Raw genomic sequence first — 25482 nt, 5'->3', positions numbered from 1 at the left:
GCCCCATGCCTCGGTGTGTGGTCCAAACCGTGCAAGGTTCGCCCTTTCCGGGCCCGCCGGGCAATCGATTATCGGGGCGGAGGCCGGTACGGGGACGGATCTTGCGGCGGGGGCGGCGGGAGGGGGCTCAGGGGCGGGTGGCGCGCTCCAGTTCCAGCAGCACCGAGTGGTAGCTGCGGCCGGTGGCGCGGTCCATGCCCACCTCGCACATCCGGTTGGCGCAGAGGTGCGCGTCGTACTCCCGGGCCGTGACCTCGGCGGCCTCCCGGGCGGTGGCGGCGTCCGCCAGTTCGGGATGGAGCATCCCGCGGTCGCCGGCGAATCCGCAGCAGCCCGCGTCGTCCGGCACCACGACCTCCTCGGCGCACGCCGCGGCGACGGCCCGGAAGGCCTCCTCGCCGCCGAGGTGGCGCATCGAGCAGGTGGGGTGCAGCACCGCGGACCCGACCCTGCGGAACACCTCCAGACGGGGCAGCAGCTCGTCGGCCGCCCACACGACCGAGTCCAGGACGGTCAGTTCGGCGTGCAGGGCGCGGTTGTCCGGGGTCAGGTACGGCACCACCTCGCGGGCCAGGCCCAGGGCGCAGGAGGAGGCGTCGACCACCAGGGGCAGCCGCCCGCCGGCCGTCCAGCCCCAGGCCGCCTCCACGATCCGGTCGGCCATCACCCGGTTGCCGGCCTCGTACCCCTTGGAGTGCCAGATCGTGGCGCAGCAGGTGCCGGCCACGTCGTCGGGGATCCACACGGGTTTCCCGGCCCGTGCCGACAGGGCGACCACCGCCTCCGGCAGGGTGCGCGCGTCCGGCCCGTCGGGGGTGCCGAAGATCCGGTTGACGCAGGCGGGGTAGTAGACCGCCGCCGCGCCGGAGCGCGTGGTGGTGGCGGGCAGTGCGTGGGCGGGGGCGCCCGGGACCTGCGGCAGCCACTCCGGCACCAGGTCGGGCCGTACCGCCCTGCGGACGGCGCCGGTGAGGGAGCGCAGGGGCCGGTCGCCGATCCGGTGGGTGATCCGGTCGGCGGCCCCCACCGTCAGCCGGGCCGCCCGTTCCACGGCTCCGAAGTGGCGGGCGGCGAGCTCGGCGGCGCGTTCCTCGCGGGTGCTGTGCCGGCGGTGCCGGAAGTCCTTCATCAGCGCGCCGGTGTCGATGCCGACCGGGCAGGCCAGTTTGCAGGTGGAGTCGCCGGCGCAGGTGTCCACCGCGTCGTACCCGTAGGCGGACAGCAGGCCGTCGAGCACCGCGGAGCCGGGCTGCTGCCGGACCATCTCGCGGCGCAGCAGGATCCGCTGCCGCGGAGTGGTGGTCAGGTCCTTGCTGGGGCAGGTCGGTTCGCAGAACCCGCACTCGATGCACGGATCGCCGACCGCCTCGATCCGCGGAATGGTCTTGAGGCCGCGCAGGTGCGCCCGCGGGTCCCGGTCCAGCACGATCCGGGGGGCGAGCACCCCGTCCGGATCGATGATCTGCTTGGTGCGCCACATCAGTTCGGTGGCCTGCGGCCCCCATTCCAGTTCCAGGAAGGGGGCGATGTTCCGGCCGGTGGCGTGCTCGGCCTTCAGTGCGCCGTCGAAGCGTTCGACGGTGAGCCGGCAGAAGGCGTCCATGAACGCCTCGTACCGGGCCACGCCCGCCGGGTCCGCCGCGTCGAAGGCCAGCAGGAAGTGCAGGTTGCCGTGGGCGGCGTGGCCGGCGACGGCCGCGTCGAACCCGTGCTCCGTCTGGAGTTCCAGCAGGGCCGCGCACGCCTCCGCGAGCCGGGCCGGCGGCACCGCGAAGTCCTCGGTGATCAGGGTGGTGCCGGGCGGCCTGGCCCCGCCGACCGCGGGGATGAACGCCTTCCGGGCCTTCCAGTACGCGGCGATGGCCGCCGGGTCGGAGGTGAAGGCGTTGGTGACGGACGGGACGGGGGCGACCAGCTCCAGCCCGGCCAGCAGGCCGCTCGCGCGCCGCTCGTCCTCCGCCCGTGCGGCTTCGTCGGGGGCCCGGAACTCGACCAGCAGGGCGGTGGTGTCCCGGGGGAGGACGGCCCAGTCGGCCGGGACGCCGTCGACGCCCACCGAGGCGCGCAGCGTGTTGCCGTCCATCAGCTCGACGGCCAGCGCCCCGGCCTCGTTGAACACCGGCACGGCGGCGGCAGCGGCGGGCAGCGAGGGGAAGAAGAGCAGGGCGGCGGTGGCGTGCCGGTCCAGCGGCAGGGTGTCGAACACCGTCTCGGCGATGAAGCCGAAGGTGCCCTCGGAGCCGACCATCAGCCCGCGGAGGATCTCCACGGGGGTGTTCCCGTCGAGGTAGGCGTCCAGCCGGTACCCGTTGGTGTTCTTGATGGAGTGCTTGGCGCGGATCCGGGCCACCAGGTCGGGCTCGGACTCGATCTCCTCCTTCACCGCCAGCAGGCCGTGGCACAGGGCGGGTTCGGCCCGCAGCAGCTCCTCGTCGGCGAGCGGGTCGGCGGTGTCGACCACGGTGCCCGAAGGAAGGACCAGGGTGAGGGAGGACAGGGTGCGGTACGCGTTGCGGGTGGTGCCGGCGGTCATGCCGGAGGAGTTGTTGGCGACCACTCCGCCGAGGGTGCAGGCGACGGCGCTGGCCGGGTCGGGGCCGAGCACCCGGCCGTGCCGGGCCAGCGCGGCGTTGGCGCGGGCGACGGTGGTCCCGGGGCGGATCCGGGCCCGGCGGCCGCCGTCGAGCACCTCGACCCCCGCCCAGTGGCGGCGTACGTCGACCAGGATGTCCTCGCCCTGGGCCTGCCCGTTGAGGGAGGTCCCGGCCGACCGGAAGACCACCTCGCGCTGCCGGCCGTGGGCGTAGGAGAGCACCGCGGAGATGTCGTCGATGTCTTCGGCGATCACCACCACCTGGGGCACGAACCGGTAGGGGGAGGCGTCCGAGGCGTAGCGCACCAGGTCGGAGATCTTCCAGAGGACCTTCTCGGCGCCCAGCAGCCCGGTCAGTTCGGAGCGCAGCGGTTCGGGGGTACCGCCCGCCCGGTGCTGGGGCACCCGGTCGGGTGCGGGGCCGCTGACGGTGCGCGGCCGGAGGGCTCCGGGCCTGGGCTCCAGCAGGGGCATGCGCGCTTCCTCGCTCCCGTCAGCAGGGGCGCTCCGCCGGGATGTCCGCCAGAGCGTTGAGCAGGCCGCCGAGCACCTCGCGCTGTTCGGCGGTCAACGGAGCCAGGATCTCCTCCGCGGCGTCGGTTCGCGCGTTGCGCAGCCTGCGCAGCGTGGCGCGGCCGGTGTCGGTGAGCTCGATCCGGGTCACCCGGCGGTTGGCCGGGTCGGGCACCCGGCGTACGCAGTCGGCGTTCTCCAGGCCGTCGACGAGCGTGGTCACCTGGCGCGGCACCACCTCCAGCCGGGCCGCGATGTCGGCCATCCGGGGCGGGGCGTCCGCCGGGTAGTGGGCGACCACCCGCAGCAGCCGGCCCTGCGCGGGGGTGATGCCGACGGGCTCCAGATGGCGCTTCTGGATGCGGTGGAGGCGGCGGGTCAGACGGAGCAGCTGCTCGGCGAGGAGGCGGTCGGTGCCGGCGTCGGCGGACGGGGTGCTCATGCGGAAACCCTATCAGGACCTTGTTCATTGTGAACATAGGTAACAATGAGCTATGCTCCAATGGATCGATCCCCCCATGGATCGACGGACGCGGAGACGGCAGACGACGAATTGCCGCCCCCGTCCTCCCCACGTCTCCCGAGGGAGCCCATGCACCCAGAAGAACCCGCCTGGACGCCGTCCGAGCGTCCCCTCGATGCCGGCCGGCCCGCTCCCGAGGAGCAGCCGCGCGAGCTCCGCCGCATCGTGCGCCTGTTCCGCCCGTACCGCGGCCGGCTCGCCGTGGTCGGGCTGCTCGTCTGCGCCTCCTCGCTGGTGGGCGTCGCCTCGCCGTTCCTGCTGAAGGAGGTCCTGGACACCGCCATCCCCGAGGGCCGGACCGGGCTGCTCAGCCTGCTCGCCCTGGGCATGATCCTGATCGCCGTGGTCACCAGCGTGTTCGGCGTCCTGCAGACGCTGATCTCCACCACGGTCGGGCAGCGCGTCATGCACGACCTGCGGGCCGCCGTCTACGCACAGCTCCAGCGCATGCCGCTGGCCTTCTTCACCCGGACCCGTACCGGCGAGGTGCAGTCCCGGATCGCCAACGACATCGGCGGCATGCAGGCGACGGTCACCTCCACCGCGACCTCCCTGGTGTCGAACGTGACCGCGGTGGTCGCCACCGTGGTCGCCATGCTCGCCCTGGACTGGCGGCTCACCCTGGTTTCGCTGCTCCTCCTGCCGGTCTTCGTCTGGATCAGCCGCCGGGTCGGCCGCGAGCGCAAGAGGATCACCACGCAGCGCCAGAAGCAGATGGCCGCGATGGCCGCCACCGTCACCGAGTCCCTCTCGGTCAGCGGCATCCTGCTCGGCCGCACCATGGGCCGGGCCGACTCCCTCACCAGCGCCTTCGCCGAGGAGTCCGAGAAGCTCGTCGGGCTGGAGGTCCGGTCCAGCATGGCCGGGCGCTGGCGGATGTCCACCATCGGCATCGTCATGGCCGCCATGCCCGCGCTGATCTACTGGGCCGCCGGCCTCGCCCTCCAGGCGGGCGCGCCCTCGCTGTCCGTCGGCACCCTGGTCGCCTTCGTCACCCTCCAGCAGGGACTGTTCCGCCCGGCCGTGAGCCTGCTCTCGACCGGCGTCCAGATCCAGAGCTCGCTCGCCCTGTTCACCCGGATCTTCGAGTACCTGGACCTCCCGGTGGAGATCAGCGAACGCCCCGACCCGGTGCGGCTGGACCAGGCCAAGGGCGAGATCCGCCTGCACGAGGTCGACTTCTCCTACGACGGCCCCGCCTCCGCCCGGAGCACCCTCGCCGGCATCGACCTCACCGTCCCGGCCGGGACCTCCCTCGCCGTCGTCGGCGCCACCGGCTCCGGCAAGAGCACCCTCAGCTATCTGGTGCCCCGGCTGTACGACGTCACCGGCGGCCGGGTCACCCTCGACGGGGTCGACGTACGGGACCTGGACTTCGACTCACTGGCCCGTTCCATCGGAGTGGTCTCCCAGGAGACGTACCTCTTCCACGCCTCGGTCGCGGACAACCTGCGCTTCGCCAAGCCCGACGCCACCGACGAGGAGATCGCCGAGGCGGCCCGGGCCGCGCAGATCCACGACCACATCTCCTCCCTGCCGAACGGGTACGACACCCTCGTCGGCGAGCGCGGTTACCGCTTCTCCGGCGGCGAGAAGCAGCGCCTGGCCATTGCCCGGACGATCCTCCGCGACCCGCCGGTGCTGATCCTCGACGAGGCGACCAGCGCCCTGGACACCCGTACGGAGCACGCCGTCCAGCGGGCCATCGACGAGCTGTCGGCCGGGCGCACCACCATCACCATCGCGCACCGCCTGTCCACCGTCCGCGACGCCGACCAGATCGTGGTGCTGGACGCGGGCCGGATCGCCGAGCGCGGCACGCACGGGGAACTGCTGGCGGCCGACGGCCGGTACGCCGCACTGGTGCGCCGGGACGCCCGGATGGAGGCGGCTCCGCAATGAACGCCCTGGGGTTTCGGGGAGGGCGTTCGGGTGACCGTAATCGTGTGATCGTGTGACGATCGGTCCGGAATATGGCACGGGTGCCGGGAATCTGCACGATCGCGGTCTACCGTCCCGGTATGCGCCATGAGCACCGGCCGCCGAGAGGCCGGAACCACCGCCTCACCCGCCGCGGCAGACTGGCGATCTTCCTCGCCCTGATGGTCGCGACGGGGGCGGCGCTCCTCGTCACCGAGCTGCTGCCGGGCACCGCGCCCGAGCAGCCCCGCCGCCTGCTGATCCCCGAGGGCTGGCGGGCCGCCCAGGTCTACGCGGCGGTCGACCGCGAACTTGAGCTGCCGCCCGGCACCACCCGCAAGGAGGCCGCGAAGGCGGCACTGCCCCTGCCCGCCGAGGCCAAGGGCAACCCCGAGGGCTACCTCTTCCCGGCCACCTACCCGGTGACCTCCAGGACCACCCCGGTCGACCTGCTCCGGTACATGGTGCGGACGGCCACCGGGAAGCTGGCCACCAAGTCCGTGGCCGACGGCGGCAAGGTGCACGGCATGACCCCGTACCAGACGGCGACCCTGGCCAGCATCATCCAGGCCGAGGCGGAGACCCCCGCCGACATGGGCAAGGTGGCCCGGGTGGTGCACAACCGGCTGGCCCGCTCGATGCCGCTCCAGATGGACTCCACCCTCAACTACGCCCTGAACCGCCACACCGTGGACACCACGCTGGCCGACACCCGGATCGACAGCCCGTTCAACTCCTACGAACGCCAGGGCCTGCCGCCCACGCCGATCGACAGCCCCGGACTGCCCGCCATGGCGGCGGCCGTCGCCCCCACCCCCGGCGACTGGCTGTTCTTCGTCACCGTCAAGCCCGGCGACACCCGCTTCTCGGCGACGTACGAGGAGCACCGGCGTCATGTGGCGGAGTTCAACCGGGTCCGCGCCGCCGCCCGGACGGGAACCGGCCCGGCCTGACCGGCGGCCAGGAGCCGGCGGATCTCGCGGACGGCCGCGCCGCCGGCCCGGTTCGCACCGATGGTGCTCGCCGAAGGCCCGTACCCGACCAGGTGCACCCGCGGGTCCCGGACCGCCCGGGTGCCGTCCAGCCGTATCCCGCCGCCCGGCTCGCGCAGGTGCAGCGGTGCCAGGTGGTCGATGGCCGCCCGGAAACCGGTGGCCCACAGGATCACGTCCGCCCCGACCGAGCTGCCGTCCGCCCAGATCGCACCGTCCGGGGTGATCCGCTCGAACATCGGCCGCCGGGCCAGCACCCCGGTCTCCAGCCCGATCCGGACCGCCTCGTTCAGCGGCAGCCCCGTCACGCTCACCACGCTCTGCGGCGGCAGCCCGAGGCGGACCCGCTCGTCCACCAGCGCCACGGCCGCGCGCCCCTCGGCCTCCCCGAAGGTGCCGTCCCGGAAGACCGGGGGCCGGCGCGTCACCCAGGTCGTCTCCGCCGCCACGCCGGCGATCTCCAGCAGGTGCTGCACCCCCGAGGTGCCGCCTCCCACCACGATCACCCGGGCTCCCGCGAACGCCTGCGGCCCCGGATAGCCGGCGGTGTGCAGCTGCCGTCCGCGGAAGGTCTCCTGCCCCGGGTAGCGCGGCCGGAAAGGGCGGTCCCACGTACCGGTCGCGTTGATCAGCGCGCGCGCCGACCAGCGCCCCGCCGAGGACTCGACCAGCAGCCGGCCCCCCTCGCCCCCGCGCACGGCCGTCACCGCCACGGGCCGCCGGACCGACAGCCCGAAGCGGCGCTCGTAGGAGTCGAAGTACGTCCCGATCACCTCGGACGAGGGCCGCCCGGGATCCGCCCCGGTGAGCTCCATGCCGGGCAGCGCGTGCATGCCGTGCACCCGGCCGTAGGTCAGGGTGGGCCACCGGTACTGCCACGCCCCGCCCGGCCGCGGCGACCGGTCCAGGACCACGTGCTCCAGTCCGGCCCGCTTGAGGTGATAGGCGCTCGACAGGCCGGCCTGGCCGGCGCCCACGACCACCACGTCCACCGGTTCCGCGATTTCGTTCACGGTTCCACCAACCACCGGGCCTGCCGGGATCTTCCGTCAGGAGGCGCGGGCCGCCCGCCCCACCGCCTCGACCAGGGGCAGCAGCCGGTGCGGCACCCGTTCCCGCAGGACCACCTCGGTGCGGGTCCGCACCACGCCCGGCAGCCGGATCAGCCGCTGGATCACGTCCTCCAGGTGCGCGTTGTCCCGGGCGGCCACCCGGGTGAGCAGGTCCCCGCCGCCGGTGATCGAGAACGCCTCGATGATCTCGGGGACGGCGGCCAGCGCTTCCCCGACCTCGTCCAGACGCCCCTGGGTGACCTCGATGTGGACGAAGGCCAGCACCGGATGCCCCAGCGCCGCGGGGGAGAGCACGGGCCCCGTCCCGGTGATCACCCCGGTCCGTTCCAGCCGGTCCAGCCGGGCCTGCAGGGTGCCGCGCGCGATGCCGAGCAGCCGCGCGTACTCGCGCACGCTGGTGCGCGGCTGCTCGATGAGCAGCCGGAGGATGCGGGTGTCGAGCTCATCCACCGTCATGCCGGCCATCATTCCAGCCGGCGGGACCACCGGCCCCTGCCCCCTGGACCACTGGCCCTGCCGGTGGCCGACCGGACCGGGCCCGGAATGGGCCAATGGCCCAGTGGAATCGGGCCGAGTTGAGCAGACGGCCTTCCACTCCATATCCTTGCCCTATCCATGTATCTACGGCGCCGCAGCGCCGGGTCGGCGACGAGGCCGGACCGGACCGCGGTGCCTTCGCCGTGCCCGAGCCCCGCCCACCACCCCCGGGCGGCCGCCGGGCGCGGCGCGCAACACCTGCAAGGGGGGCGGCACACCGCCGTGAAGAGGATGTTCGTGGCTCCTGATCCCGGGCTCGCAAGACTCCGCAACTCGTCCCGCGCCGTCATCGGCGTCACACTCGCCGTGGCCCTGGCGGAACTCGCCGGGCTCTCGCTCACCGCCTCCATCACCGGTGGCCTGGCGGCCCTGCTCGCCCTCTTCACCGTCACCGACGCCACCGTCCGCGCCCAGCGCATCACCACCACCCTGCTGCCCGCGGTCGGCTTCCCCGTGCTCGCCCTGGCGACCGCCCTGCACGCCGTGCCGCTGCTGCGCGACACCGCGCTCCTCGCCGTGGTGTTCTGCGGCGTGTACGCCCGCCGCTTCGGCCCGCGCGGCCATGCGCTCGGCATCTTCGCGTTCATGCAGTTCTTCGTGACGCAGTTCCTGCACGCCGCGCCCGCCCAGCTCCCCGAGCTCTACGCCGCCGTCGGCCTGGCCCTGGTGGCCGCCGGCGCGGTCCGCTTCCTGCTCTGGCCCATCGAGCGCCGCACCCCGCCCGCCCCCGCCCCGCCGCCGCTGCCCGGCACCGGCCTGGCCCGCCCCACCACCCGGCAGGCCGTCCAGGCCACCGTCGCCTGCGCCTTCGCGCTGACCATCGGCCAGATCGTCTCCGCCGACCGCTGGTACTGGGCCGTCGGCACCGCCTGGTGGATCTTCGTCAACACCGCCTCCCGCGGCGAGACCCTGGTCCGCGGCTTCCGCCGGGTCGTCGGCACCGTCACCGGCATCGCCGCCGGCCTGCTCGTGGCCGTGCCGCTGCACGGAGCCCCCGCGCCCACCGCGGCCCTGGTCGCCGTCTGCGTCTTCGGCATCTTCTACACGGCCGCGCCCTCGTACTCCTGGATGATGTTCTTCGTCACCGTGATGGCCGGACTGCTCTACGGCCTGCTCGGCGTGCTCCACCCCGGCCTGCTGCTCCTCCGCTTCGAGGAGACCGCCCTGGGCGCCCTGGGCGCCGCCCTCGCCGTCACCCTCGTCCTCCCCGTCACCACCCACGCCGCCAACGACGCCTGGATCCAGCGCGCCCTGCACTGCGTACGCGCCGCCACGGCCGCCGCCAGCCGGCGCCTGGCCGGCGACCCGGAGGCCGACCCCGGCCCGCACGCCGCCGAACTGGAGCTGCTCCTCGGCCGGGTCCGGCTGGCCCTTGCCCCGCTGGTGCACCCGCTCAGCCCGTTCCGCGCCCGCAAGGCCCGCGCCCGCCAGGTCCTCGCGCTGCTCGACGACTGCGCCCGCGAGGTCCGCGGCCTGGCGGCCGTCGCCGCCGACCCGCAGGCCTCGCACGACGCCCGCCTCGCCGCCGCCTGCTGGCGCGTCGAAGCCGCCGTCGAAGCCCTCACCGGGCCCGGCGAGGACACCCTCGACCTCCCGCTGCCCCGCCCCGACGCCGACGCACCCGCCCTGGCGCACCTCCACGGCCTGGAGCACGCCCTGGCCGCCCTGGCCACCCCGCTCCGCACCGACCCGAAGGCCCCGCTGGTCACCGTCTGACCGCCACGGCCCCGGGGCCCCTCGGGCCCCGAAGGCCCCGCCCCCGGTTCCGGGATCACGCCCGGCCGGGGGCTTCGTCCGTGCGCACCGTTCGTAGCCCCGAAGCCGCCGCCCCCACACCCGCGGCCGGTCCGTCCCCGGCCGCCGGCGTCACCCCAGACCCGCGGGAAGCCGCCCCGTGTGCAGGATCCCCAGGTGCTGCGTGGCCCGGGTGAGGGCGACGTACAGGTCGCTCGGCTGCTGGTCGGCCGGCTCCACCACGATCACCGTGTCGAACTCCAGGCCCTTGGACTGCCGCGGATCCAGCAGCACCACGCTCCGCGTGAGGTCCGGCTCCGCCCCCGCCTCCACCTCCGGCAGCACCTGCGCCAGTACGCCGTGCAGGGCGCCCGGCGCGATCACCGCCAGCCGGCCCTCGGCCGGAACCCCCTCCGCCACGGCCTTCGCCACCTCCGCGGGCAGGTCTGTGACCTCGGGGGTTGCCCGCACCCACGGCCGCACCCCGGTCGAGCGCACCGAGCGCGGCGGCTCGAAACCCGGCAGGCCGGCCCGCAGCACCCCCGCCGCCAGGTCCATGATCTCCGCGGGCGTGCGGTAGTTCACGCCCAGCCGGACCAGCTCCCAGCGGTCCCCGACCCAGGGGCGCAGGATCCGCTCCCACGAGCCCAGCCCCGCCTCGTCCCCGGTCTGCGCGGGGTCGCCCACCAGGGTCATCGACCGGGTGGGGCAGCGCCGCATCAGCATCCGCCAGGCCATCGCCGACAGCTCCTGCGCCTCGTCGACGATCACGTGCCCGAAGGCCCAGGTGCGGTCGGCGGCGGCCCGCTCGGCGGTGCTCCGGTGGTCCGCCTCTTCCTGCCGCTCCGCCATCCGCTCGGCGTCGATGATGTCGTGCGCGGCCAGGTACTCGCTCTCCATGTCCTCGAACTCGTAGGACTTCGAGCCCTCCGACAGGTCCAGCACCCCCTGCGCGTACGCGATCCGTTCCTGCCGCTCCCGCTCGGCCGCCGCCCGCTCCGCGCTGTCGTCGTACCCGAGGAGCTCGGCGGCCTCGTCGAGCAGCGGGACGTCCGCCGCGGTCCAGCCGCCGCCGGTGCGCCGGATCAGCGACGCCTCGTCCGCGGGCAGGTGGGTGGGGTCGGCGAGGAACTCCGCGACCAGCCGCTGCGGGGTCAGCTCGGGCCACAGCAGGTCGATGGCGGCGTGCACCTCCGCGCTGGTGGCGATCTCCTTGCCCAGCTGCGCGATGTCGTCCGGGCCGAGCAGGTTGGGGCCGCCGTAGGGGTCCGCGCCGAGCCGGTCGGCGAGCTGTTCGGTGAGGGCGTCGATGATCCGGAAGGCGAAGAAGGGCCGGGCCAGGTTGTGCGGCAGCCCGGTGGCACGGGCCCGGTCCCGGGCCTCGTGGGCCATGGTGAGGTCCAGCAGCAGGGTGCCGTGGTCGTCGTGGTCGATCTCCAGGGCGGGCTCCGGCAGCACCGCGCTGTCCTCGCCGGCCCCCGCCGGGACCGTCACCGGCAGGGTCTGCCGGTCCCGGACCACCGCGGCCAGCACCTCCGCCATCCCGGCCGCGCCCTTGACGGCCGCGGCCCCGGGCCGGTCGGTGCCGGTGGGCCGTACGCCGGGGAACAGCTCGCCGACGGTGGACAGCAGCACCCCGGTCTCGCCGAGGGCCGGCAGCACCTCCCCGATGTAGCCGAGGAACGCCGGGTTGGGGCCGACGATCAGCACCCCGCGCCGGGCCAGCAACTCCCGCTGCGCATACAGCAGATAGGCGGCGCGGTGCAGGGCGACGGCCGTCTTGCCGGTGCCCGGACCGCCCTCCACCACCAGCACCCCGCGGTGCGGGGAGCGAATGATCCGGTCCTGGTCGGCCTGGATGGTCCGCACGATGTCGTGCATCCGGCCGGTGCGGGCCGCGTCGAGGGCGGCGAGCAGCACGGCGTCCGCGTCGGCCCCCTCGTGGCCGGTGCGCTCGGCGTCGGTGAGGTCGAGGATCTCGTCGTGCAGGGCGGTGACCTCCCGGCCCCGGGTGGTCAGGTGCCGGCGGCGCCGCAGCCCCATCGGGTGGTACCCGGTGGCGAGGTAGAAGGGGCGGGCGACGTCGGCGCGCCAGTCCACCACCAGGGGGGTGCGATCGGCATCGTCCTGCCGGATTCCGATCCGGCCGATGTGGTGGTCGTGCCCGTCGGAGTACGTCACCCGGCCGAAACAGAGTCCGTTCTCGCCCGCGTTCAGAGCCGAAAGCAGCCCTGATTGCCCGGCGACCAGAACATCGCGTTCGAGGCGGGCCTGAAAGCCTTCACCGTCGCTCCGCAGGGCCTCCCGAACGGCCCGTTCGGCCTGGTCGCGCAGGTCGTCCAGGCGTTCGTAGAGCCGGTCGACGAAACGCTGCTCATTCCGGAATTCCTCGGTTGACAATTCCACTCCAGCCGCGATATGGTGCCTCTGTGACTTCCCTCCATGTCTTCCTTTTGGGGAGACATGAAACAACGAATATACGCACACCGAAACCCTGGCAGTCAATATACGCCGGGGCTTTTTTGTGCCGCGAGCCGTCGAGCCCGTGAGCCCGCGGGCCCGCACCTTCACCGGTCCGCAGGACCACCGATCCACACGTCCGCAGGACCACCGATCCACAGGTCCGCACGTCCGGGAGCAGTCGATGGCGACGCACGTCCACCAGCCGCGAGAGGACGCCGAATTCGGCTTCGTCCTCGGCCTCGCCTCGGGCACCCCGGTCCTCGCCTACTTCATCGGGACCTGGCCCAAGGCCGTCGCCGCCTGCCGCGCCATGGACCTCGTGGTCCGCGACACCGCCCGGGAGCGCGCCGGAGCGCTCACCGTCCTCCGCACCGACATGACCCGCTGCCCCGGCGCGACCCGGGACTGGGCCGTGGCCTCCGCACCCACCGTCGTGCTGATCGAGGACGGCCGGGCCGTCGCCACCCACGAGGGCCCCCTGGACCACGCCGGACTCGCCGCGTTCCTCGACCGGCCCCGCTGACCCGGCGGCCGCGTTACGGTCGTACCCGTGACCACCGCAGCAGGAATCAGCTACCGGCTCGCCCGCCCCGGGGACGCCCCCGCCATCGAGGCCCTCGACAGCTCCTTCACCACCGCCACCGTCTTCGAGGCGGCCGCCACCGACACCGGCTTCGCCCTGCGCGAGGTGCCCGTCGACCCGCCCCTGCACAAGGTCTTCCCCTCGGAGGAGCACGACGAGCAGGAGATCGGCGAGGACACCGACACCGACCGGCGCACCTTCGTCGCCCTCGCCGGGGACGAACTGTGCGGGTTCGCCGCCGTCGGCTACTCCGCCTGGAACCGCCGCCTGACGGTCGAGGACATCGAGATCGCCCCCGCGCACCGAGGCCACGGCATCGGCCGCGCCCTGATGGAACACGCCGCCGAGTTCGCCCGGGAACGCGGCGCCGGCCACCTCTGGCTGGAGGTCTCCAGCGTCAACGCCCCGGCCGTGCACGCCTACCGGCGGATGGGCTTCGCCTTCTGTGGCCTGGACACCAGCCTGTACGAGGGCACCCCCGCCGCCGGCGAACAGGCCCTGTTCATGAGCCGGTCCGTCGGCTGACCCGCGACGCACTTCACTCCAAGGGGTGTTCCGTGGCGCAACCGGCTGACGGATCCGAACTGCCGCATGTACAACGGGTGATTGTTTGAAGCACATGCATCCGGCACGTACAGGGTGGATCTGGTCGGACAGGGGGTAATCGCCCGGGATGGAAACACTGCAGCAGCTCTCGACGACCGCTCACATACGGGCGGAGGCAGAGGAGTTCATCCGCCTCTTCCATCTGGAGAACCCGGCGGCAGGCGATCCGCGCGACCGGCTCGCCGCCGTACGGAAGGAGATCGCGGACACCGGCACCTACCGGCACACCCGCGAGGAACTCGAACACGGCGCCCGCGTCGCCTGGCGCAACAGCAACCGCTGCATCGGCCGCCTCTACTGGAACTCCCTCCGGGTGCGCGACCGCAGGGAACTCACCGGAGGGGACGAGATCGCCGCCGAATGCTTCGAGCACCTGCGCGAAGCCACCAACGGCGGCCGGGTCCGGCCCACCATCACCGTCTTCGCCCCGGACACCCCGGACCGCCCCGGACCGCTCATCTGGAACGAACAGCTGATCCGCTACGCCGGCTACGGCGACCACCCCTCGGTCACCGTGGGCGACCCGCGCAACCGCGAACTCACCGAGGCGCTACGGGAGATCGGCTGGCCCGGCGGCCCCGGCACCCCGTTCGACCTGCTGCCGCTGGTGGTGCAGGGCTGCGACGACAAACCCCGCTGGTTCGACCTCCCCGCCGACGCCGTCCTCGAAGTCCCCATCGAGCACCCGGACGGCGACGACTGGTCGGACTGGGGCCTGCGCTGGCACGCCGTACCGGCCATCTCCGGCATGTGCCTGGAGATCGGCGGGATCCGCTACCCGGCCGCCCCGTTCAACGGCTGGTACATGGGCACCGAGATCGGCGCCCGCAACCTCGGCGACGCCGACCGCTACAACCTGCTCCCCCTGGTCGCCCGCCGGCTGGGCATGGACACCTCCAGCGACCGCTCGCTGTGGAAGGACCGGGCGCTGGTCGAGCTCAACCGGGCCGTGCTGCACTCCTTCGACCGGGCGGGGGTCACCATCGCCGACCACCACACCGAGTCCCGCCGCTTCCTGACCCACCTGCAGCGCGAGGAGGGCAAGGGCCGCGAGGTCGGAGCCGACTGGTCCTGGATCGTGCCGCCGATCTCCGGATCGGCCACCCCGGTCTTCCACCGCACCTACGAGGACCGCCGGCAGACCCCGGCCTACGTCCACCTCCCCGGGGCGGAGCAGCGGGCCCGGGGGATCGATCTGGTCTAGACCTTCTGTTACCGTCGGCTGTCCACGCCCACGGCGAAGAGGGGTAGAGCGTGACGGAGCGCGAAGACCGCACCTGTGGAGTCCGGGCCCACATCGGCTCGTTCACGTCGGCGGGCGGCCGCGGCATCACCACCGCGGCCGTGGACGCGCGGACCGGCGCCCTCGCCGTCCTGGGCGTCACCGGAGGGATCGCCGACCCCTCGTACCTGGCGCTCGGGCGCGGCGGCCGCCGCCTCCACGCGGTGAGCGAGACCGAGCGGGGCGCCGTACGGGCCTTCGCCGTGGACGGGCGGGGCCTGCCCCGGCCCGAGGCCCCCGCCGTCCCGGTCGGCGCGGCCGGGCCCACCCACCTCGCGGTGGCGGGGGAGTGGCTGCTCACCGCCAACTACACCTCGGGCAGCGTCAGCGTGCTGCCGGCCGACGGGACCGCCGACGGGACCGCCACGGGCCCCACCGCCGTACTGCGGCACGAGGGGGCCGGGCCGGACCCCGAACGGCAGGCCGGGCCGCACGCCCACCAGGTCGTGCCCGATCCCTCCGGCCGCCGGTTCCTCAGTGTCGACCTCGGCACCGACTCGATCCGGGTCTGCACCCTCGACCCGGCCACCGGGGCGGCGGCCCTGCACGCCGAGACCGCGCTGCGCCCCGGCAGCGGGCCGCGCCACCTCGCCTTCCACCCCGGCGGGGGGCTGCTCTACGTGCTGCACGAGCTGGAGCCGCTGCTGACCGTCTGCCGCTGGGACGCGGACCGGGGGCACGTGGAACCGGTCCGGGAGGTTCCGGTGGCTCCACCGGCCGCCCCGGGGGCCGTACGGGCCTACCCCTCGGCGATCGTGGCCGCCCCCGACGGGCGGTTCCTCTGGGCTGCCGTGCGCGGGACCGACACCATCGCCGTCTTCGCCCTGGGCGCCGGTCCGGACGCGGGTCCGGACGCAGGTCCGGAGCGGCCCCGGTACGTCGGCGGCGTGTCCTGCGGCGGCCACTGGCCCCGGGACCTGGCCCTGGACCCGGCCGGGCACCGCCTGTACGCCGCCAACGAGCGCTCCGGGGACGTCACCTGGTTCGACGTGGACCCGGACTCGGGCCTGCCGCGCCGGGCCGGTTCGCTGGCGGTCCCGGCCGCCACCTGCGTGGTCCTCGGCTGACCGGGCCGGCCCCTGAGGCGTCCCGTGACGCAGCCGGTCCCGGAAGCACGGCCGGCTCCGGAAGCGGTGGTGGCCCCGGACGCAGCCGGGCCCGCGGCCGGGATCCGGCCGCGGGCCATGACGTGCGGCGCCGTGCGAGGCGCGGCGTGACGGCTCCCGCGGCTGCCTGCCCGGGCCCGGAGGGTCCCGCGGGGTCAGCGCGCCGCGGCGGCCTGCGGCAGCCCGAGCGCGGCGGCGTACTGCGCCACCGCGAGCTTGCCCAGCGCCGGGTAGGCGCCGAGCACCTCGGCGGCCGAGCAGTCGGCCTCCTTGCAGGCGGTGTCCAGCAGCCCGTCGGCGGCCTCCGGGCCGATGAGGTAGGGGGCGAGCGCGAGCTGCACCGAACCGGAACCGCGCAGCTGCTCGGCGACCGAGGCCACCGAACCCTCCTGGTCCAGGGCGGCGGCGATGACCGGCACGGCGAGGCGGGCGGCCAGCAGCATGCCGGTGATCCCGGCGGCCTGCACGGCCTCCTCGCCACCGGTGGTGGCCAGGATGATGCCGTCGGCGGCGGTGGCCACGGTGAACAGCCGCGCCCGGTCGGCACGCGCCAGCCCGGCCTCGGACAGCCGCACGTGCAGGCCCTCGGCGAGCAGGGGGTGCGGACCGAGTACGTCGGCCAGCTCGGCGGCGGCGGTCGAGTCCATCAGGGCCTGGCGGGTCCGGCGCAGCAGGTCGGCATCGGGGCCGGCCAGCAGCGGCACCACCACGGCGTCGGGACCGGTGGGCGCGGGGACCTCGTGGCCGGCGGCGCGGGCGAACTCGGCGCGGGCGGTGCGGTCGGCGACGACCGCGTTCAGCACGGAGGACAGCGAGGGGAACTCGGGCGTGCCCTCGCCGTCCGGGGCCTCGCCCTCCAGGTAGCCGATGCGGGCGTCCAGGCCGGGCAGCTCGGAGCGGCCGATGCTGAGGATCTCCTCCGCGAGGCCCCGGGAGGCGGCCGACGGGACACCGGGCACGGCGAGCACCAGCGCGGGCGCGTTCTCCGGCGCCACCGCGGGCTCGGGCCGGCGGTGCCGTCCGCTCGGGCGGGGTCGCGGCATTCGTACGGGCAGGCCGTTCGCGGGGCCAGTCGGTGTGCTCATGGCGCCGCATGCTACTGGCTTTCGCGTACCGACTGTTCGGGCAGGGTTCACTGAGACGGCTTCTGTCCGCATTTTTCCGCCGAAAATCGCATACGGTCAAACGATCAACAACCCGCCGCCCGGCCCGGTCGCCACGGTTCGGGTCACAGCTCCGGCCACGGCTCTATTTGATCATGACGGCGTGGCGCCGGAAACGGTTCCCGGTGCGCGGCACCTGCGGTAGCACCGGGTGTCGGTGTGGGCCAGTAGAGTGATCCACCGTGGCACCACGACCGTTGCATGAACTCGTAGAAGCAGGCTGGGCGAAGGCCCTGGAGCCGGTGGCCGGACGCATCGCGGCCATGGGGGACTTCCTCCGGGCGGAGATCGGGGCGGGCCGCACCTACCTCCCGGCCGGGGCGAACGTCCTGCGCGCCTTCCAGCAGCCCTTCGACGACGTCCGGGTCCTGATCGTCGGGCAGGACCCCTACCCCACGCCCGGGATGGCCATCGGCCTGAGCTTCGCCGTGGCCCCCGACGTGCGCCGGCTGCCCGGCAGCCTGGAGAACATCTTCCGGGAGATGAACACGGACCTGGGCCTGCCCCGGCCGTCCAACGGCGACCTCACGCCGTGGACGCGGCAGGGCGTGCTCCTGCTCAACCGTGCGCTCACGACGGCACCGGGCAAGCCCGCCGCGCACCGGGGCAAGGGCTGGGAGGAGGTGACCGAGCAGGCCATCCGCGCGCTCGCCGCCCGCGGGAAGCCGCTGGTGTCCGTGCTGTGGGGGCGCGACGCCCGCAACCTGAGGCCGCTGCTGGGCGACCTCCCGGCGATCGAGTCGGCGCACCCGTCCCCGATGTCGGCGGACCGCGGCTTCTTCGGCTCGCGCCCGTTCAGCCGCACCAACGACCTGCTCGCACGCCAGGGCACGGAGCCGGTGGACTGGCGACTGCCCTGACGCCGCGACGGCCACCGCCCTCCCGCGGCCGGTCCGGTCCTCAGGTGAGTACGGCGGCCCGGACGCACAGCACGTCGGGCAGGTGGGAGGCCGGCAGCAGCCAGCTGTCCCCGTCGTCCGCGCTCGCGTACAGCTCGCCGTTGCGGTTGCCGAAGTAGATCCCGGCCGGGTCGGCGTCGTCCGTGCACAGGGCGTCGCGCAGCACGGTGCCGTAGTGGTCCCCGTCCGGCAGTCCGCGGGTCAGGGGTTCCCAGGTGCGGCCGGCGTCCCCGGTGCGGAAGACCCGGCAGCGGCGTCCGGCCGGGACCCGGTCGGAGTCGGCGTTCAGCGGGAAGACGTACGCGGTGTCCGGGCGGTGCGGATGGCCGGCGACGGCGAAGCCGAAGTCCGAGGGGAGGCCGCCGCCGATGTCCGTCCAGTGCCGGCCGGCGTCGTCGCTGCGGTAGACGCCCCAGTGGTTCTGCAGGTAGAGCCGGTCGGGATTACCGGCGTCCCGGGCGATCTTGTGCACGCACTGGCCGTACTCCGGGTCCGGGTCCGGCAGGAAGACCGCCGAGACCCCCGTGTTGGACGGCGCCCAGGTGGTGCCGCCGTCCTCCGTGCGGAACACGCCGGCGGTGGACACGGCAACGGTCACCGAGGCCGGGTCGGCCGGGTCGGTGATCACCGTGTGCAGTGCCTCACCGCCGCCGCCGGGCACCCAGTCCTTGCGGCTCGGGTGCTCCCACAGCGGCCGGACCAACTCGAAGCTCTCGCCGCGGTCGGCCGAGCGGAAGAGGGCGGCCGGTTCGGTGCCCGCGTAGACCACGTCCGGTGCTTCGGGCCCGGCCGGGTGCAGCTGCCAGACGCGCTCCAGGGAGGCGCCGGTGTCCTGCGGGAACCTCACCGCAGGCGCGGCCGGCTCCCGCCAGCTCCGCCCGAGGTCGTCGGAGGTGAACACGGACGGGCCCCAGTGCGCGCTGTCCCCGCCGACGAGCAGCCGGGGCGTCGGGCCGCGCCGGTCGACGGCGACGGCGTAGACGGCCTGGGTCTCGAAGTGGGGGCCGTCGAACGCCCAGGGGCCGCCGTTCCTGCGGCGGCGCCCGATGAAGAGCCCCTTGCGCGTCCCGGCGAGCAGCAGAACCTCGGTCATGGCCGAACACCTCCGGACGTCGCTGTCCCCGTGCCCCACCCGCATCCTTCTGCACCCCGCACAACTACGAGAAGTCCCGTACTACGGCAACTCTCGTACTACGAGGGATTTCGTAGTACGGTTGATCTCGTACTTGATCCCGGTGCCACCGGCCCGGGATCCGGCCGTCCCATGACCTGGAGAGCCCGCGATGAGTGCTGCCCTGTTCGAGCCCTACGCCCTGCGTTCCGTCACCGTCCCCAACCGGATCTGGATGGCCCCGATGTGCCAGTACAGCGCCGAGCCCACCGGCCCCGGCGCCGGTGTCGCCGGCGACTGGCACTTCGCGCACTACGCGGCGCGGGCGGCCGGCGGCACCGGACTGATCCTGCTGGAAGCCACCGCCGTCTCCCCGGAGGGCCGGATCTCCCCGTACGACCTCGGGCTCTGGAACGACACCCAGACCGAGGCGCTGCGCCGCATCGCCGGTTTCCTCAAGGAGCGGGGCACCGTCCCCGGCATCCAGATCGCCCATGCCGGGCGCAAGGCGTCCACCGAACGGCCCTGGCTCGGCGGTGCCCCCGTCGGCTCCGGCGAACACGGTTGGCGGCCGAGCGCCCCGAGCCCGGTGGCGTTCGCCGACGGCCACCCCGTCCCGCACGAGCTGACGGTCGACGAGATCCACGAGATCACCGCGCAGTTCGCGGCGGCCGCCGGGCGCGCCCTGGAAGCCGGCTTCCAGGTGGTCGAGATCCACGGTGCGCACGGCTATCTGATCGGGGAGTTCCTCTCCCCGCACAGCAACCACCGCACCGACTCCTACGGCGGCTCCTTCGAGAACCGGACCCGGTTCGCCCTGGAGGTCGTGGACGCCGTACGGGCCGTGTGGCCCGCCGAACTGCCGCTGCTCTTCCGCATCTCCGCCACCGACTGGCTGGACGGGGAGGGCTGGACCGCCGACGAGACCGTCGCACTGGCCCGGCTGCTCAAGGAGCACGGAGTGGACCTGCTCGACGTCTCCACCGGCGGCAACGCCGCGGGCGTCCGCATCCCGGTCGGGCCCGGCTACCAGGTGCCGTTCGCGGCCCGGGTCAAGGCCGAGACCGATCTGCCGGTGGCCGCCGTGGGCCTGATCACCGACCCGGCCCAGGCCGAGAAGATCCTCGCCAACGACGAGGCGGACGCGGTCCTGCTCGGCCGCAAGCTGCTCCGCGACCCGTACTGGGCCCGGCGTGCGGCGCGCGAGCTGGGCGGAGAGGTCTCCACTCCCGACCAGTACCACCGGGCCTGAGCGCGCGGACCGGCTCGTACGATGGGTGGGCAGGAGCGGCGCGGAGAGTGAACGGAGAACGGGAGATGAACCATGACCGACCGTGAGACCGGCCGCGCCCTGGCCCACCCGGAGCCGGGGGAGATCCGGCTGGAGGGCGTGCTGCACGCCCTCTCGGACCCGGTGCGGCTGTCGATCGTCCGCGACCTGGCCGAGGCGGAGGCGGGCAACGGGGCCGAGCTGCCCTGCTCGTACTTCGACCTGCCGGTGACCAAGTCGACCACCACGCACCACTTCCGGGTGCTCCGGGAGAGCGGGGTGGTCCGGCAGACGTATCGGGGCACGGCGAAGCTGAACGGGCTGCGCCGGGCGGACCTGGAGAAGCTCTTCCCCGGTCTGCTGGACAGCGTCCTGACGGCGGCCGAAGCCGAAGCCGGCCGGTTGGCGGCGGACACGGGCGCGGGCGGCACGGCGTAGCCGGACCGGGGTGCCGTGTGCCCACCCTCCCGCAAGCTCTCGGCGGCCACCAGGGGGCGTGGGGAACTGCGCGACCAGCCCCCACCGGCCCGCAGGTGCAAGGGGGGCTGGGGCACCGCCCCGGTTTCGGGAAGGGGCGGGGAGGGGAAAATGCCCCGCAGGTAACCCGCGCCGGCGGGATTACGGCCCGCTCATGGGGGCGGGAGCGCCCGCCGCGGCAAGCAGGCCCGGCCAGTCGGGGATCTTGACCGAATGGCGCCCCAGGGACGCGCCGAGCGCCGCCTCGGCCTCCTCGATGCCGAGCCAGCCGGGCCATTCCACCGGATGGAGCCCGGCCGCCCGCATCGCGGGGAGCGGATCGTCCGGGAGGTCCCGCGCGGCCAGCGCCCCCGCGTCCTGCAGCAGCGAGGACGCCGTCTCCTTCGCGCAGGGCCGGTTCGTGCCGATCACCCCGGTCGGGCCGCGCTTGATCCACCCGGCCACGTACTCGCCGACCGAGGCCCGGCCGTCCCGCAGTACCCGGCCCGCCGCGTGCGGGACGGTGCCCCGGGCCGGGTCGAAGGGCAGGCCCGGCAGGGCCACGCCCCGGTACCCCACCGACCGCAGCACCAGCTGCGCCCCGATCTCCTCGTACGTGCCGGTGCCGGTCACCCCGCCCCGCCCGTCCGGCAGGGTCCGCTCCAGGCGTACGGCCCTGACCGCGCCGCCGGAGTCGCCCAGCAGCTCCACCGGGCGCAGGAAGAACCGGAGTGCGATCCGCCGCTCCGCGTCCGAGTCCGCAGGCGCGCCCGCAGGCGGCTGCGCAGCCTCCGCCCAGCCCCGCAGCACCTCCACGTTGCGCCGGTTCACCGCCGGCAGCCCGGCCGCGCCCGCCGGGTCCGCGTACGCGGGGTCCAGGGTCAGCTCGGCCGGGTCCAGCGTGACCGCGACCCCGGGCAGGGTGCCCAGTTCGCGCAGCTCCTTGGTGGTGAACTTGCCCTGGGCGGGGCCGCGCCGGGCCACCATCGCCACCTCGCGCACCCCGCTCACGGCCAGCGCCCCGAGGGCCGGCTGCGGCATGTCGGTGGGCCGCAGCTCCGCCTCGCCGCGGGCCAGGATCCGGGTCACGTCCACCGCGACGTTGCCCGCGCCGATCACCACCGCCGAGCGCACCCGGGGCAGTCCGAAGTCCTCGCCCACCGCGTCGGGGTGCGCGCTGTACCAGTTGACGAAGGCGGTGGCCGAGTGCACCCCGGCCAGCTCCTCGCCGGGAATGCCCAGGTGTCGGTCCCGGGCGGCGCCGACGCAGTACACGACCGCGTGGTACAGCTCCAGCAGCCGTCCGGTGGGCAGGGCCTCGCCGCCCACCTCCACGTTGCCCAGGAAGCGGATCCGCTCGTCCTCCAGCACCCCGCGCAGGTTCCCCTGCAGGGACTTGATCTTCTCGTGGTCGGGTGCCACCCCGTACCGGACCAGCCCGTACGGGGCCGGCAGCCGGTCCAGTACGTCGACCCGTACGCCCGGCACCTCACGCTGCTCGACGAGCTCTTTCGCGGCGTAGACCCCGCTCGGTCCCGAACCGACGACGGCCACACGAAGCACGGCGGAGCTCCTTCCGCGGATGACTCCCGTAGAGGCCCAGCATGCCACCGCGGCCCGCGCCCGTCAGCCCGCCCGGCATTACACGCCGGAGATCACTTCACCGAGGGTCACTTCACCGAAGGGTCGCTTCACCGAGCGGTCACTGCATCGGGGGGCACCTCACCGTGCGGTCACTTCATCGAGCGCATCCGGTTGATCTCCGCGGTCTGCTGCGCCACCACGTCGTTCGCCATCTCCTCCACGGCCACGTTGTTCCCGCCGGACAGCGCCTCGCCCGCCATGGTCACCGCCCCCTCGTGATGGGTGATCATCAGGCTGAGGAAGAGCCGGTCGAACGCCTCGCCCCTGGCCGAGCCAAGCTCCGCCAGCTGCTGCTCGGTGGCCATCCCCGGCATCCCGCCGTGGTGGGCGTGCCCGCCCTGCCCGCTGCCGCCGGATGGGGCGGCGGGCGCCGGGTGCTTGCGCAACCAGCTCTCCATGGAGCCGATCTCGGGCTTCTGCGCGGCCGCGATGCGCTCGGCCAGCCGCTTCACCGGCTCGCCGGAGGCCCGTTCGGGCGCCAGTGCGGTCATGGTGACCGCCTGCCGGTGGTGCTCGATCATGCGCTGCACATAGGCGAAGTCGGCACCGTTCGGACTGTCGTCGGGCCGTTCCCGCTCCGCCTGTTCGGGGGAGAGCGTGCGGGACTTCTCACCCGGCTTCCCCGGGGCGATGATCACCGGCCCGTCCGGGGCCGCACGGTCCCCGCCGTCGTCCCGGCACCCGGTGAGCCCGAACGCCAGAACCGCCGCCGCGAGCGCGCAGCCAAAACCGCGCATTATCCCCTTTGACATGTCCATGCGCTGGAAGATACTGCCGGGGTCCACGTTCCGCTCCCCACAGGAACGGATTGAAGGGACTCCAAGGGAGGGCACAGTGACCTCGACGCACCACACCCATGTGCGGCGCAGGAGGCTGGGGGTGGCCGCCGCCGCGGCCGGTCTCCTGGCCACGCTCCTGGCCGCCGGACCGGCGACCGCCACACCGGACCCCGGCGACACCCAGCGATCCCCGGGTGCGCGCACCGCCGCCGGTGCGGCCACCGACACCCCCGGCCAGGACGAGATCGTCCACAGCCGGAACATCAAGCACCTCGCGAACATCCCCAGTACCAACCCCGACGGCATCGAGACCGACATCGCCTTCCAGGGCAGGTACGCCTACGCGGGCAGCTACGACGGCTTCACCATCTACGACATCGGCAACCCCAAGGCCCCCAAGACGGTCACCCAGGTCCGCTGCCCCGGCGGCCAGAACGACATCTCCGTCGCCGGTGACCTGCTGTTCCTCTCCACCGACTCCTCGCGCAGCGACGACTCCTGCAACAGCGTCTCGCAGCCCGCCACCGAGAAGTCCTCGTGGGAGGGCATCAAGATCTTCGACATCAAGGACAAGAAGAACCCCAAGTACATCAAGTCCGTCGAGACGGCCTGCGGTTCGCACACCCACACCCTGGTCCCGGGCGGCCGCGACATCTACGTCTACGTCTCCTCCTACTCCCCGAACGACGCCTTCCCCGACTGCAAGCCGCCGCACGACGGCATATCCGTGATCAAGGTGCCGAAGAAGGCGCCGACCACGGCCGCGGTCGTCGGCTTCCCCGTCCTCTTCCCGGACGGCGGCAACCCGGGCGCCCCCACCAACCCGGGCGTCTCCAAGACCACCGGCTGCCACGACATCACCGTGCTGCCCTCGAAGGACCTGGCCGCCGGCGCCTGCATGGGCGACGGCATCCTCTTCGACATCAGCAAGCCGGAGCAGCCGAAGGTCATCGACCGGGTCCAGGACAACGTCAACTTCGCCTTCTGGCACTCGGCCACCTTCAACGAGCGCGCGAACAAGGTGGTGTTCACCGACGAGCTCGGCGGCGGCGTCGGCGCCACCTGCAACGAGGCCACCGGCCCCAACCGGGGCGCCGACGGCATCTACGACATCACCGGCCGCGGTGACCAGCGCAAGCTCGTCTTCCGCAGCTACTTCAAGATCCCGCGCCACCAGGCCGACACCGAGAACTGCGTGGCCCACAACGGCTCGCTGATCCCGGTCGGCGGCGGCCGCGACATCATGGTCCAGGCCTGGTACCAGGGCGGCCTGTCCGTCTGGGACTTCACCGATTCCGCGAAGCCGAAGGAGATCGCCTTCTTCGAGCGCGGCCCGCTCGACCCGGCCGCGCTGTCACTCGGCGGCTCCTGGTCGGCGTACTACTACAACGGGCACATCTACTCGAACGACATCGCCAAGGGCCTCGACGTGCTCCGCATCGACGACTGGCGCACCGAGTCGGCCAGGGGAGTGTGGCTGGACCGGCTCAACGTCCAGAGCCAGCCCGACTACCGCTGAGTCCGCGTCCCGCCGGGCGGTGCGCAGCCGTCCGGCGGGACCCCCAGCTCCCAGTCCAGCCCGTAGCGCGCGAACAGCTCCGCCCGCAGCCGGTCCGGCGGCATCGCCGCACCCGGCAGCAGCACCGCGAACACGGCGCCCATCAGCAGGGCCCGCAGCATCGGGTAGTCCGTCTCCGGCGCCGGTGAACCGTGCCGGGCCACCGTGTCCCTGAGCAGCTCGGCCAGCCGCTGCTGCTCGGGACACTGCACGAAGCCCTCGGCCTGCAGGATGCCCGCCATGTGGGTGCGCATCAGCAGCGGCTCGTCCCGGGCCAGCCCCAGGATCGCGTCGATGGCCCGGGCCAGCCGCTCCCGCCCGTCCTCCGTCCGCGGCTCCCGCTCCAGCGCCTCGTACAGGGTCCGGTGCATCAGCCGGTGCACGGCGGACTGCAGCAGCTGCCGCTTGCCCGGGAAGTAGTACGAGACCAGACCGCGGGCCGCGCCCGCCCGGTCGGCGATGTCCCCGAGGGTGGTCGCCTCGTACCCGTGTTCGGCCACGAGGTCGACGGTGGCCTGGAGCAGCCGCTCCCGGGAGCGTCTGCGCAATTCTTCATTGACCGATGCGCTGCGCGGGGACATGCTTACTCCTGCGTTGACTGGCTCCGAGCCAATATACTCAGCGCACCCAGGCCCACCGGTGCTCGGCGACGCGGGGGATCGCCGAGCACCGGTGTG

Annotated in this window: 22 protein-coding genes; 12 read left to right on the top strand and 10 right to left on the bottom strand. The window is 73.7% G+C overall.

Annotation, left to right across the window (positions count from 1 at the left end; all coding sequences use genetic code 11):
* Positions 1 to 127: 127 nt before the first annotated feature.
* A complete protein-coding gene (locus AB0O36_RS25630; RefSeq protein ID WP_365114426.1) occupies positions 128 to 3067 on the bottom strand; it encodes an FAD-binding and (Fe-S)-binding domain-containing protein in 2940 nt (979 codons plus the stop codon).
* A 19-nt stretch (positions 3068 to 3086) separates the two neighbouring features.
* Positions 3087 to 3548, bottom strand: a complete 462-nt coding sequence (locus tag AB0O36_RS25625) for a MarR family transcriptional regulator (RefSeq protein WP_365114424.1) — start codon at positions 3546 to 3548, stop codon at positions 3087 to 3089.
* Between the two features lie 150 nt (positions 3549 to 3698).
* Here AB0O36_RS25625 and AB0O36_RS25620 point away from each other — a divergent pair, with 150 nt between their 5' ends.
* A complete protein-coding gene (locus AB0O36_RS25620) occupies positions 3699 to 5531 on the top strand; it encodes an ABC transporter ATP-binding protein (protein ID WP_365114422.1) in 1833 nt (610 codons plus the stop codon).
* A gap of 119 nt (positions 5532 to 5650) precedes the next feature.
* Positions 5651 to 6502, top strand: a complete 852-nt coding sequence (gene mltG / locus AB0O36_RS25615) for an endolytic transglycosylase MltG (protein WP_365114420.1) — start codon at positions 5651 to 5653, stop codon at positions 6500 to 6502.
* Here the strand turns inward: mltG and AB0O36_RS25610 are convergent.
* Positions 6442 to 7554, bottom strand: coding sequence for an FAD-dependent oxidoreductase (locus tag AB0O36_RS25610; protein ID WP_365114418.1), 1113 nt, complete (start codon positions 7552 to 7554; stop codon positions 6442 to 6444). The two genes, mltG and AB0O36_RS25610, sit on opposite strands and share 61 nt — an antisense overlap.
* Positions 7555 to 7590: 36 nt before the next feature.
* Positions 7591 to 8070 (bottom strand): Lrp/AsnC family transcriptional regulator, encoded by a 480-nt coding sequence (locus AB0O36_RS25605; protein WP_365114416.1) that lies wholly within the window; start codon positions 8068 to 8070, stop codon positions 7591 to 7593.
* A gap of 312 nt (positions 8071 to 8382) precedes the next feature.
* Between AB0O36_RS25605 and AB0O36_RS25600 the strand changes: the two genes are divergently transcribed.
* Positions 8383 to 9867 carry an FUSC family protein gene (locus AB0O36_RS25600; RefSeq protein WP_365114483.1) on the top strand — a complete coding sequence of 495 codons (1485 nt, stop codon included), beginning with the start codon at positions 8383 to 8385 and terminating at the stop codon, positions 9865 to 9867.
* A gap of 150 nt (positions 9868 to 10017) precedes the next feature.
* Here the strand turns inward: AB0O36_RS25600 and AB0O36_RS25595 are convergent, their stop codons facing one another.
* Positions 10018 to 12066: an ATP-binding domain-containing protein gene (locus AB0O36_RS25595; protein ID WP_365114414.1), complete on the bottom strand. Its 2049-nt coding sequence runs from the start codon at positions 12064 to 12066 to the stop codon at positions 10018 to 10020.
* A gap of 54 nt (positions 12067 to 12120) precedes the next feature.
* Here AB0O36_RS25595 and AB0O36_RS25590 point away from each other — a divergent pair, with 54 nt between their 5' ends.
* From AB0O36_RS25590 to AB0O36_RS25570, 5 genes are all read left to right on the top strand, one after another.
* A complete protein-coding gene (locus AB0O36_RS25590) occupies positions 12121 to 12282 on the top strand; it encodes a hypothetical protein (RefSeq protein WP_365114412.1) in 162 nt (53 codons plus the stop codon).
* A 247-nt stretch (positions 12283 to 12529) separates the two neighbouring features.
* Positions 12530 to 12871, top strand: a complete 342-nt coding sequence (locus tag AB0O36_RS25585) for a thioredoxin family protein (protein WP_365114410.1) — start codon at positions 12530 to 12532, stop codon at positions 12869 to 12871.
* 27 nt (positions 12872 to 12898) lie between these two features.
* Complete coding sequence (locus AB0O36_RS25580) at positions 12899 to 13456, top strand: GNAT family N-acetyltransferase (protein ID WP_365114408.1); 558 nt, start codon at positions 12899 to 12901, stop codon at positions 13454 to 13456.
* A 148-nt stretch (positions 13457 to 13604) separates the two neighbouring features.
* Positions 13605 to 14741, top strand: a complete 1137-nt coding sequence (locus AB0O36_RS25575) for a nitric oxide synthase oxygenase (RefSeq protein WP_365114406.1) — start codon at positions 13605 to 13607, stop codon at positions 14739 to 14741.
* Positions 14742 to 14791: 50 nt separating this feature from the next.
* Complete coding sequence (locus AB0O36_RS25570; protein ID WP_365114404.1) at positions 14792 to 15886, top strand: lactonase family protein; 1095 nt, start codon at positions 14792 to 14794, stop codon at positions 15884 to 15886.
* A 194-nt stretch (positions 15887 to 16080) separates the two neighbouring features.
* Here the strand turns inward: AB0O36_RS25570 and AB0O36_RS25565 are convergent, their stop codons facing one another.
* On the bottom strand, positions 16081 to 17010 hold the full coding sequence (locus AB0O36_RS25565) for a hypothetical protein (RefSeq protein ID WP_365114402.1): 930 nt from the start codon (positions 17008 to 17010) through the stop codon (positions 16081 to 16083).
* A gap of 260 nt (positions 17011 to 17270) precedes the next feature.
* On the opposite strand from AB0O36_RS25565, the gene AB0O36_RS25560 reads away from it, so the two are divergent.
* The gene (locus AB0O36_RS25560) at positions 17271 to 17948 is read left to right on the top strand and encodes a uracil-DNA glycosylase (RefSeq protein WP_365114400.1); all 678 of its coding nucleotides are present in this window, start codon (positions 17271 to 17273) and stop codon (positions 17946 to 17948) included.
* Positions 17949 to 17988: 40 nt separating this feature from the next.
* Here AB0O36_RS25560 and AB0O36_RS25555 read toward each other — a convergent pair whose 3' ends face one another.
* Positions 17989 to 19080 (bottom strand): exo-alpha-sialidase, encoded by a 1092-nt coding sequence (locus AB0O36_RS25555; protein ID WP_365114398.1) that lies wholly within the window; start codon positions 19078 to 19080, stop codon positions 17989 to 17991.
* Between the two features lie 190 nt (positions 19081 to 19270).
* On the opposite strand from AB0O36_RS25555, the gene AB0O36_RS25550 reads away from it, so the two are divergent.
* Positions 19271 to 20350: an NADH:flavin oxidoreductase/NADH oxidase gene (locus AB0O36_RS25550; protein ID WP_365114396.1), complete on the top strand. Its 1080-nt coding sequence runs from the start codon at positions 19271 to 19273 to the stop codon at positions 20348 to 20350.
* A 72-nt stretch (positions 20351 to 20422) separates the two neighbouring features.
* On the top strand, positions 20423 to 20806 hold the full coding sequence (locus AB0O36_RS25545; RefSeq protein WP_365114394.1) for a helix-turn-helix transcriptional regulator: 384 nt from the start codon (positions 20423 to 20425) through the stop codon (positions 20804 to 20806).
* 180 nt (positions 20807 to 20986) lie between these two features.
* On the opposite strand, the gene AB0O36_RS25540 is transcribed toward AB0O36_RS25545, so the two are convergent.
* Positions 20987 to 22387: an FAD-dependent oxidoreductase gene (locus tag AB0O36_RS25540; RefSeq protein ID WP_365114392.1), complete on the bottom strand. Its 1401-nt coding sequence runs from the start codon at positions 22385 to 22387 to the stop codon at positions 20987 to 20989.
* Positions 22388 to 22557: 170 nt separating this feature from the next.
* Positions 22558 to 23226, bottom strand: a complete 669-nt coding sequence (locus AB0O36_RS25535) for a DUF305 domain-containing protein (protein WP_365114390.1) — start codon at positions 23224 to 23226, stop codon at positions 22558 to 22560.
* A gap of 76 nt (positions 23227 to 23302) precedes the next feature.
* Here AB0O36_RS25535 and AB0O36_RS25530 point away from each other — a divergent pair, with 76 nt between their 5' ends.
* A complete protein-coding gene (locus AB0O36_RS25530; protein WP_365114388.1) occupies positions 23303 to 24766 on the top strand; it encodes a hypothetical protein in 1464 nt (487 codons plus the stop codon).
* Here AB0O36_RS25530 and AB0O36_RS25525 read toward each other — a convergent pair.
* Positions 24757 to 25386, bottom strand: coding sequence for a helix-turn-helix domain-containing protein (locus tag AB0O36_RS25525; protein WP_365114386.1), 630 nt, complete (start codon positions 25384 to 25386; stop codon positions 24757 to 24759). The genes AB0O36_RS25530 and AB0O36_RS25525 overlap by 10 nt on opposite strands.
* Positions 25387 to 25482 lie beyond the last annotated feature (96 nt).

It is taken from the genome of Streptomyces sp. NPDC089799 (genome assembly GCF_040684755.1).
In the GTDB taxonomy this organism is placed as follows: domain Bacteria; phylum Actinomycetota; class Actinomycetes; order Streptomycetales; family Streptomycetaceae; genus Streptomyces.
The sequence above is the reverse complement of the archived record's forward strand: the minus strand, read 5'-3'. Positions and strand labels throughout refer to the sequence as shown.

Excerpts from the sequence above, each read along its gene's own strand:
- AB0O36_RS25630 (WP_365114426.1), bottom strand. The coding sequence starts at position 3,067 with ATGCCCCTGCTGGAGCCCAGGCCCGGAGCCCTCCGGCCGCGCACCGTC.
- AB0O36_RS25625 (WP_365114424.1), bottom strand. The coding sequence starts at position 3,548 with ATGAGCACCCCGTCCGCCGACGCCGGCACCGACCGCCTCCTCGCCGAG.
- AB0O36_RS25620 (WP_365114422.1), top strand. The coding sequence starts at position 3,699 with ATGCACCCAGAAGAACCCGCCTGGACGCCGTCCGAGCGTCCCCTCGAT.
- mltG (WP_365114420.1), top strand. The coding sequence starts at position 5,651 with ATGCGCCATGAGCACCGGCCGCCGAGAGGCCGGAACCACCGCCTCACC.
- AB0O36_RS25605 (WP_365114416.1), bottom strand. The coding sequence starts at position 8,070 with ATGACGGTGGATGAGCTCGACACCCGCATCCTCCGGCTGCTCATCGAG.
- AB0O36_RS25600 (WP_365114483.1), top strand. The coding sequence starts at position 8,383 with ATGTTCGTGGCTCCTGATCCCGGGCTCGCAAGACTCCGCAACTCGTCC.
- AB0O36_RS25585 (WP_365114410.1), top strand. The coding sequence starts at position 12,530 with ATGGCGACGCACGTCCACCAGCCGCGAGAGGACGCCGAATTCGGCTTC.
- AB0O36_RS25575 (WP_365114406.1), top strand. The coding sequence starts at position 13,605 with ATGGAAACACTGCAGCAGCTCTCGACGACCGCTCACATACGGGCGGAG.
- AB0O36_RS25565 (WP_365114402.1), bottom strand. The coding sequence starts at position 17,010 with ATGAGCACACCGACTGGCCCCGCGAACGGCCTGCCCGTACGAATGCCG.
- AB0O36_RS25555 (WP_365114398.1), bottom strand. The coding sequence starts at position 19,080 with ATGACCGAGGTTCTGCTGCTCGCCGGGACGCGCAAGGGGCTCTTCATC.
- AB0O36_RS25550 (WP_365114396.1), top strand. The coding sequence starts at position 19,271 with ATGAGTGCTGCCCTGTTCGAGCCCTACGCCCTGCGTTCCGTCACCGTC.
- AB0O36_RS25545 (WP_365114394.1), top strand. The coding sequence starts at position 20,423 with ATGACCGACCGTGAGACCGGCCGCGCCCTGGCCCACCCGGAGCCGGGG.
- AB0O36_RS25535 (WP_365114390.1), bottom strand. The coding sequence starts at position 23,226 with ATGGACATGTCAAAGGGGATAATGCGCGGTTTTGGCTGCGCGCTCGCG.
- AB0O36_RS25525 (WP_365114386.1), bottom strand. The coding sequence starts at position 25,386 with ATGTCCCCGCGCAGCGCATCGGTCAATGAAGAATTGCGCAGACGCTCC.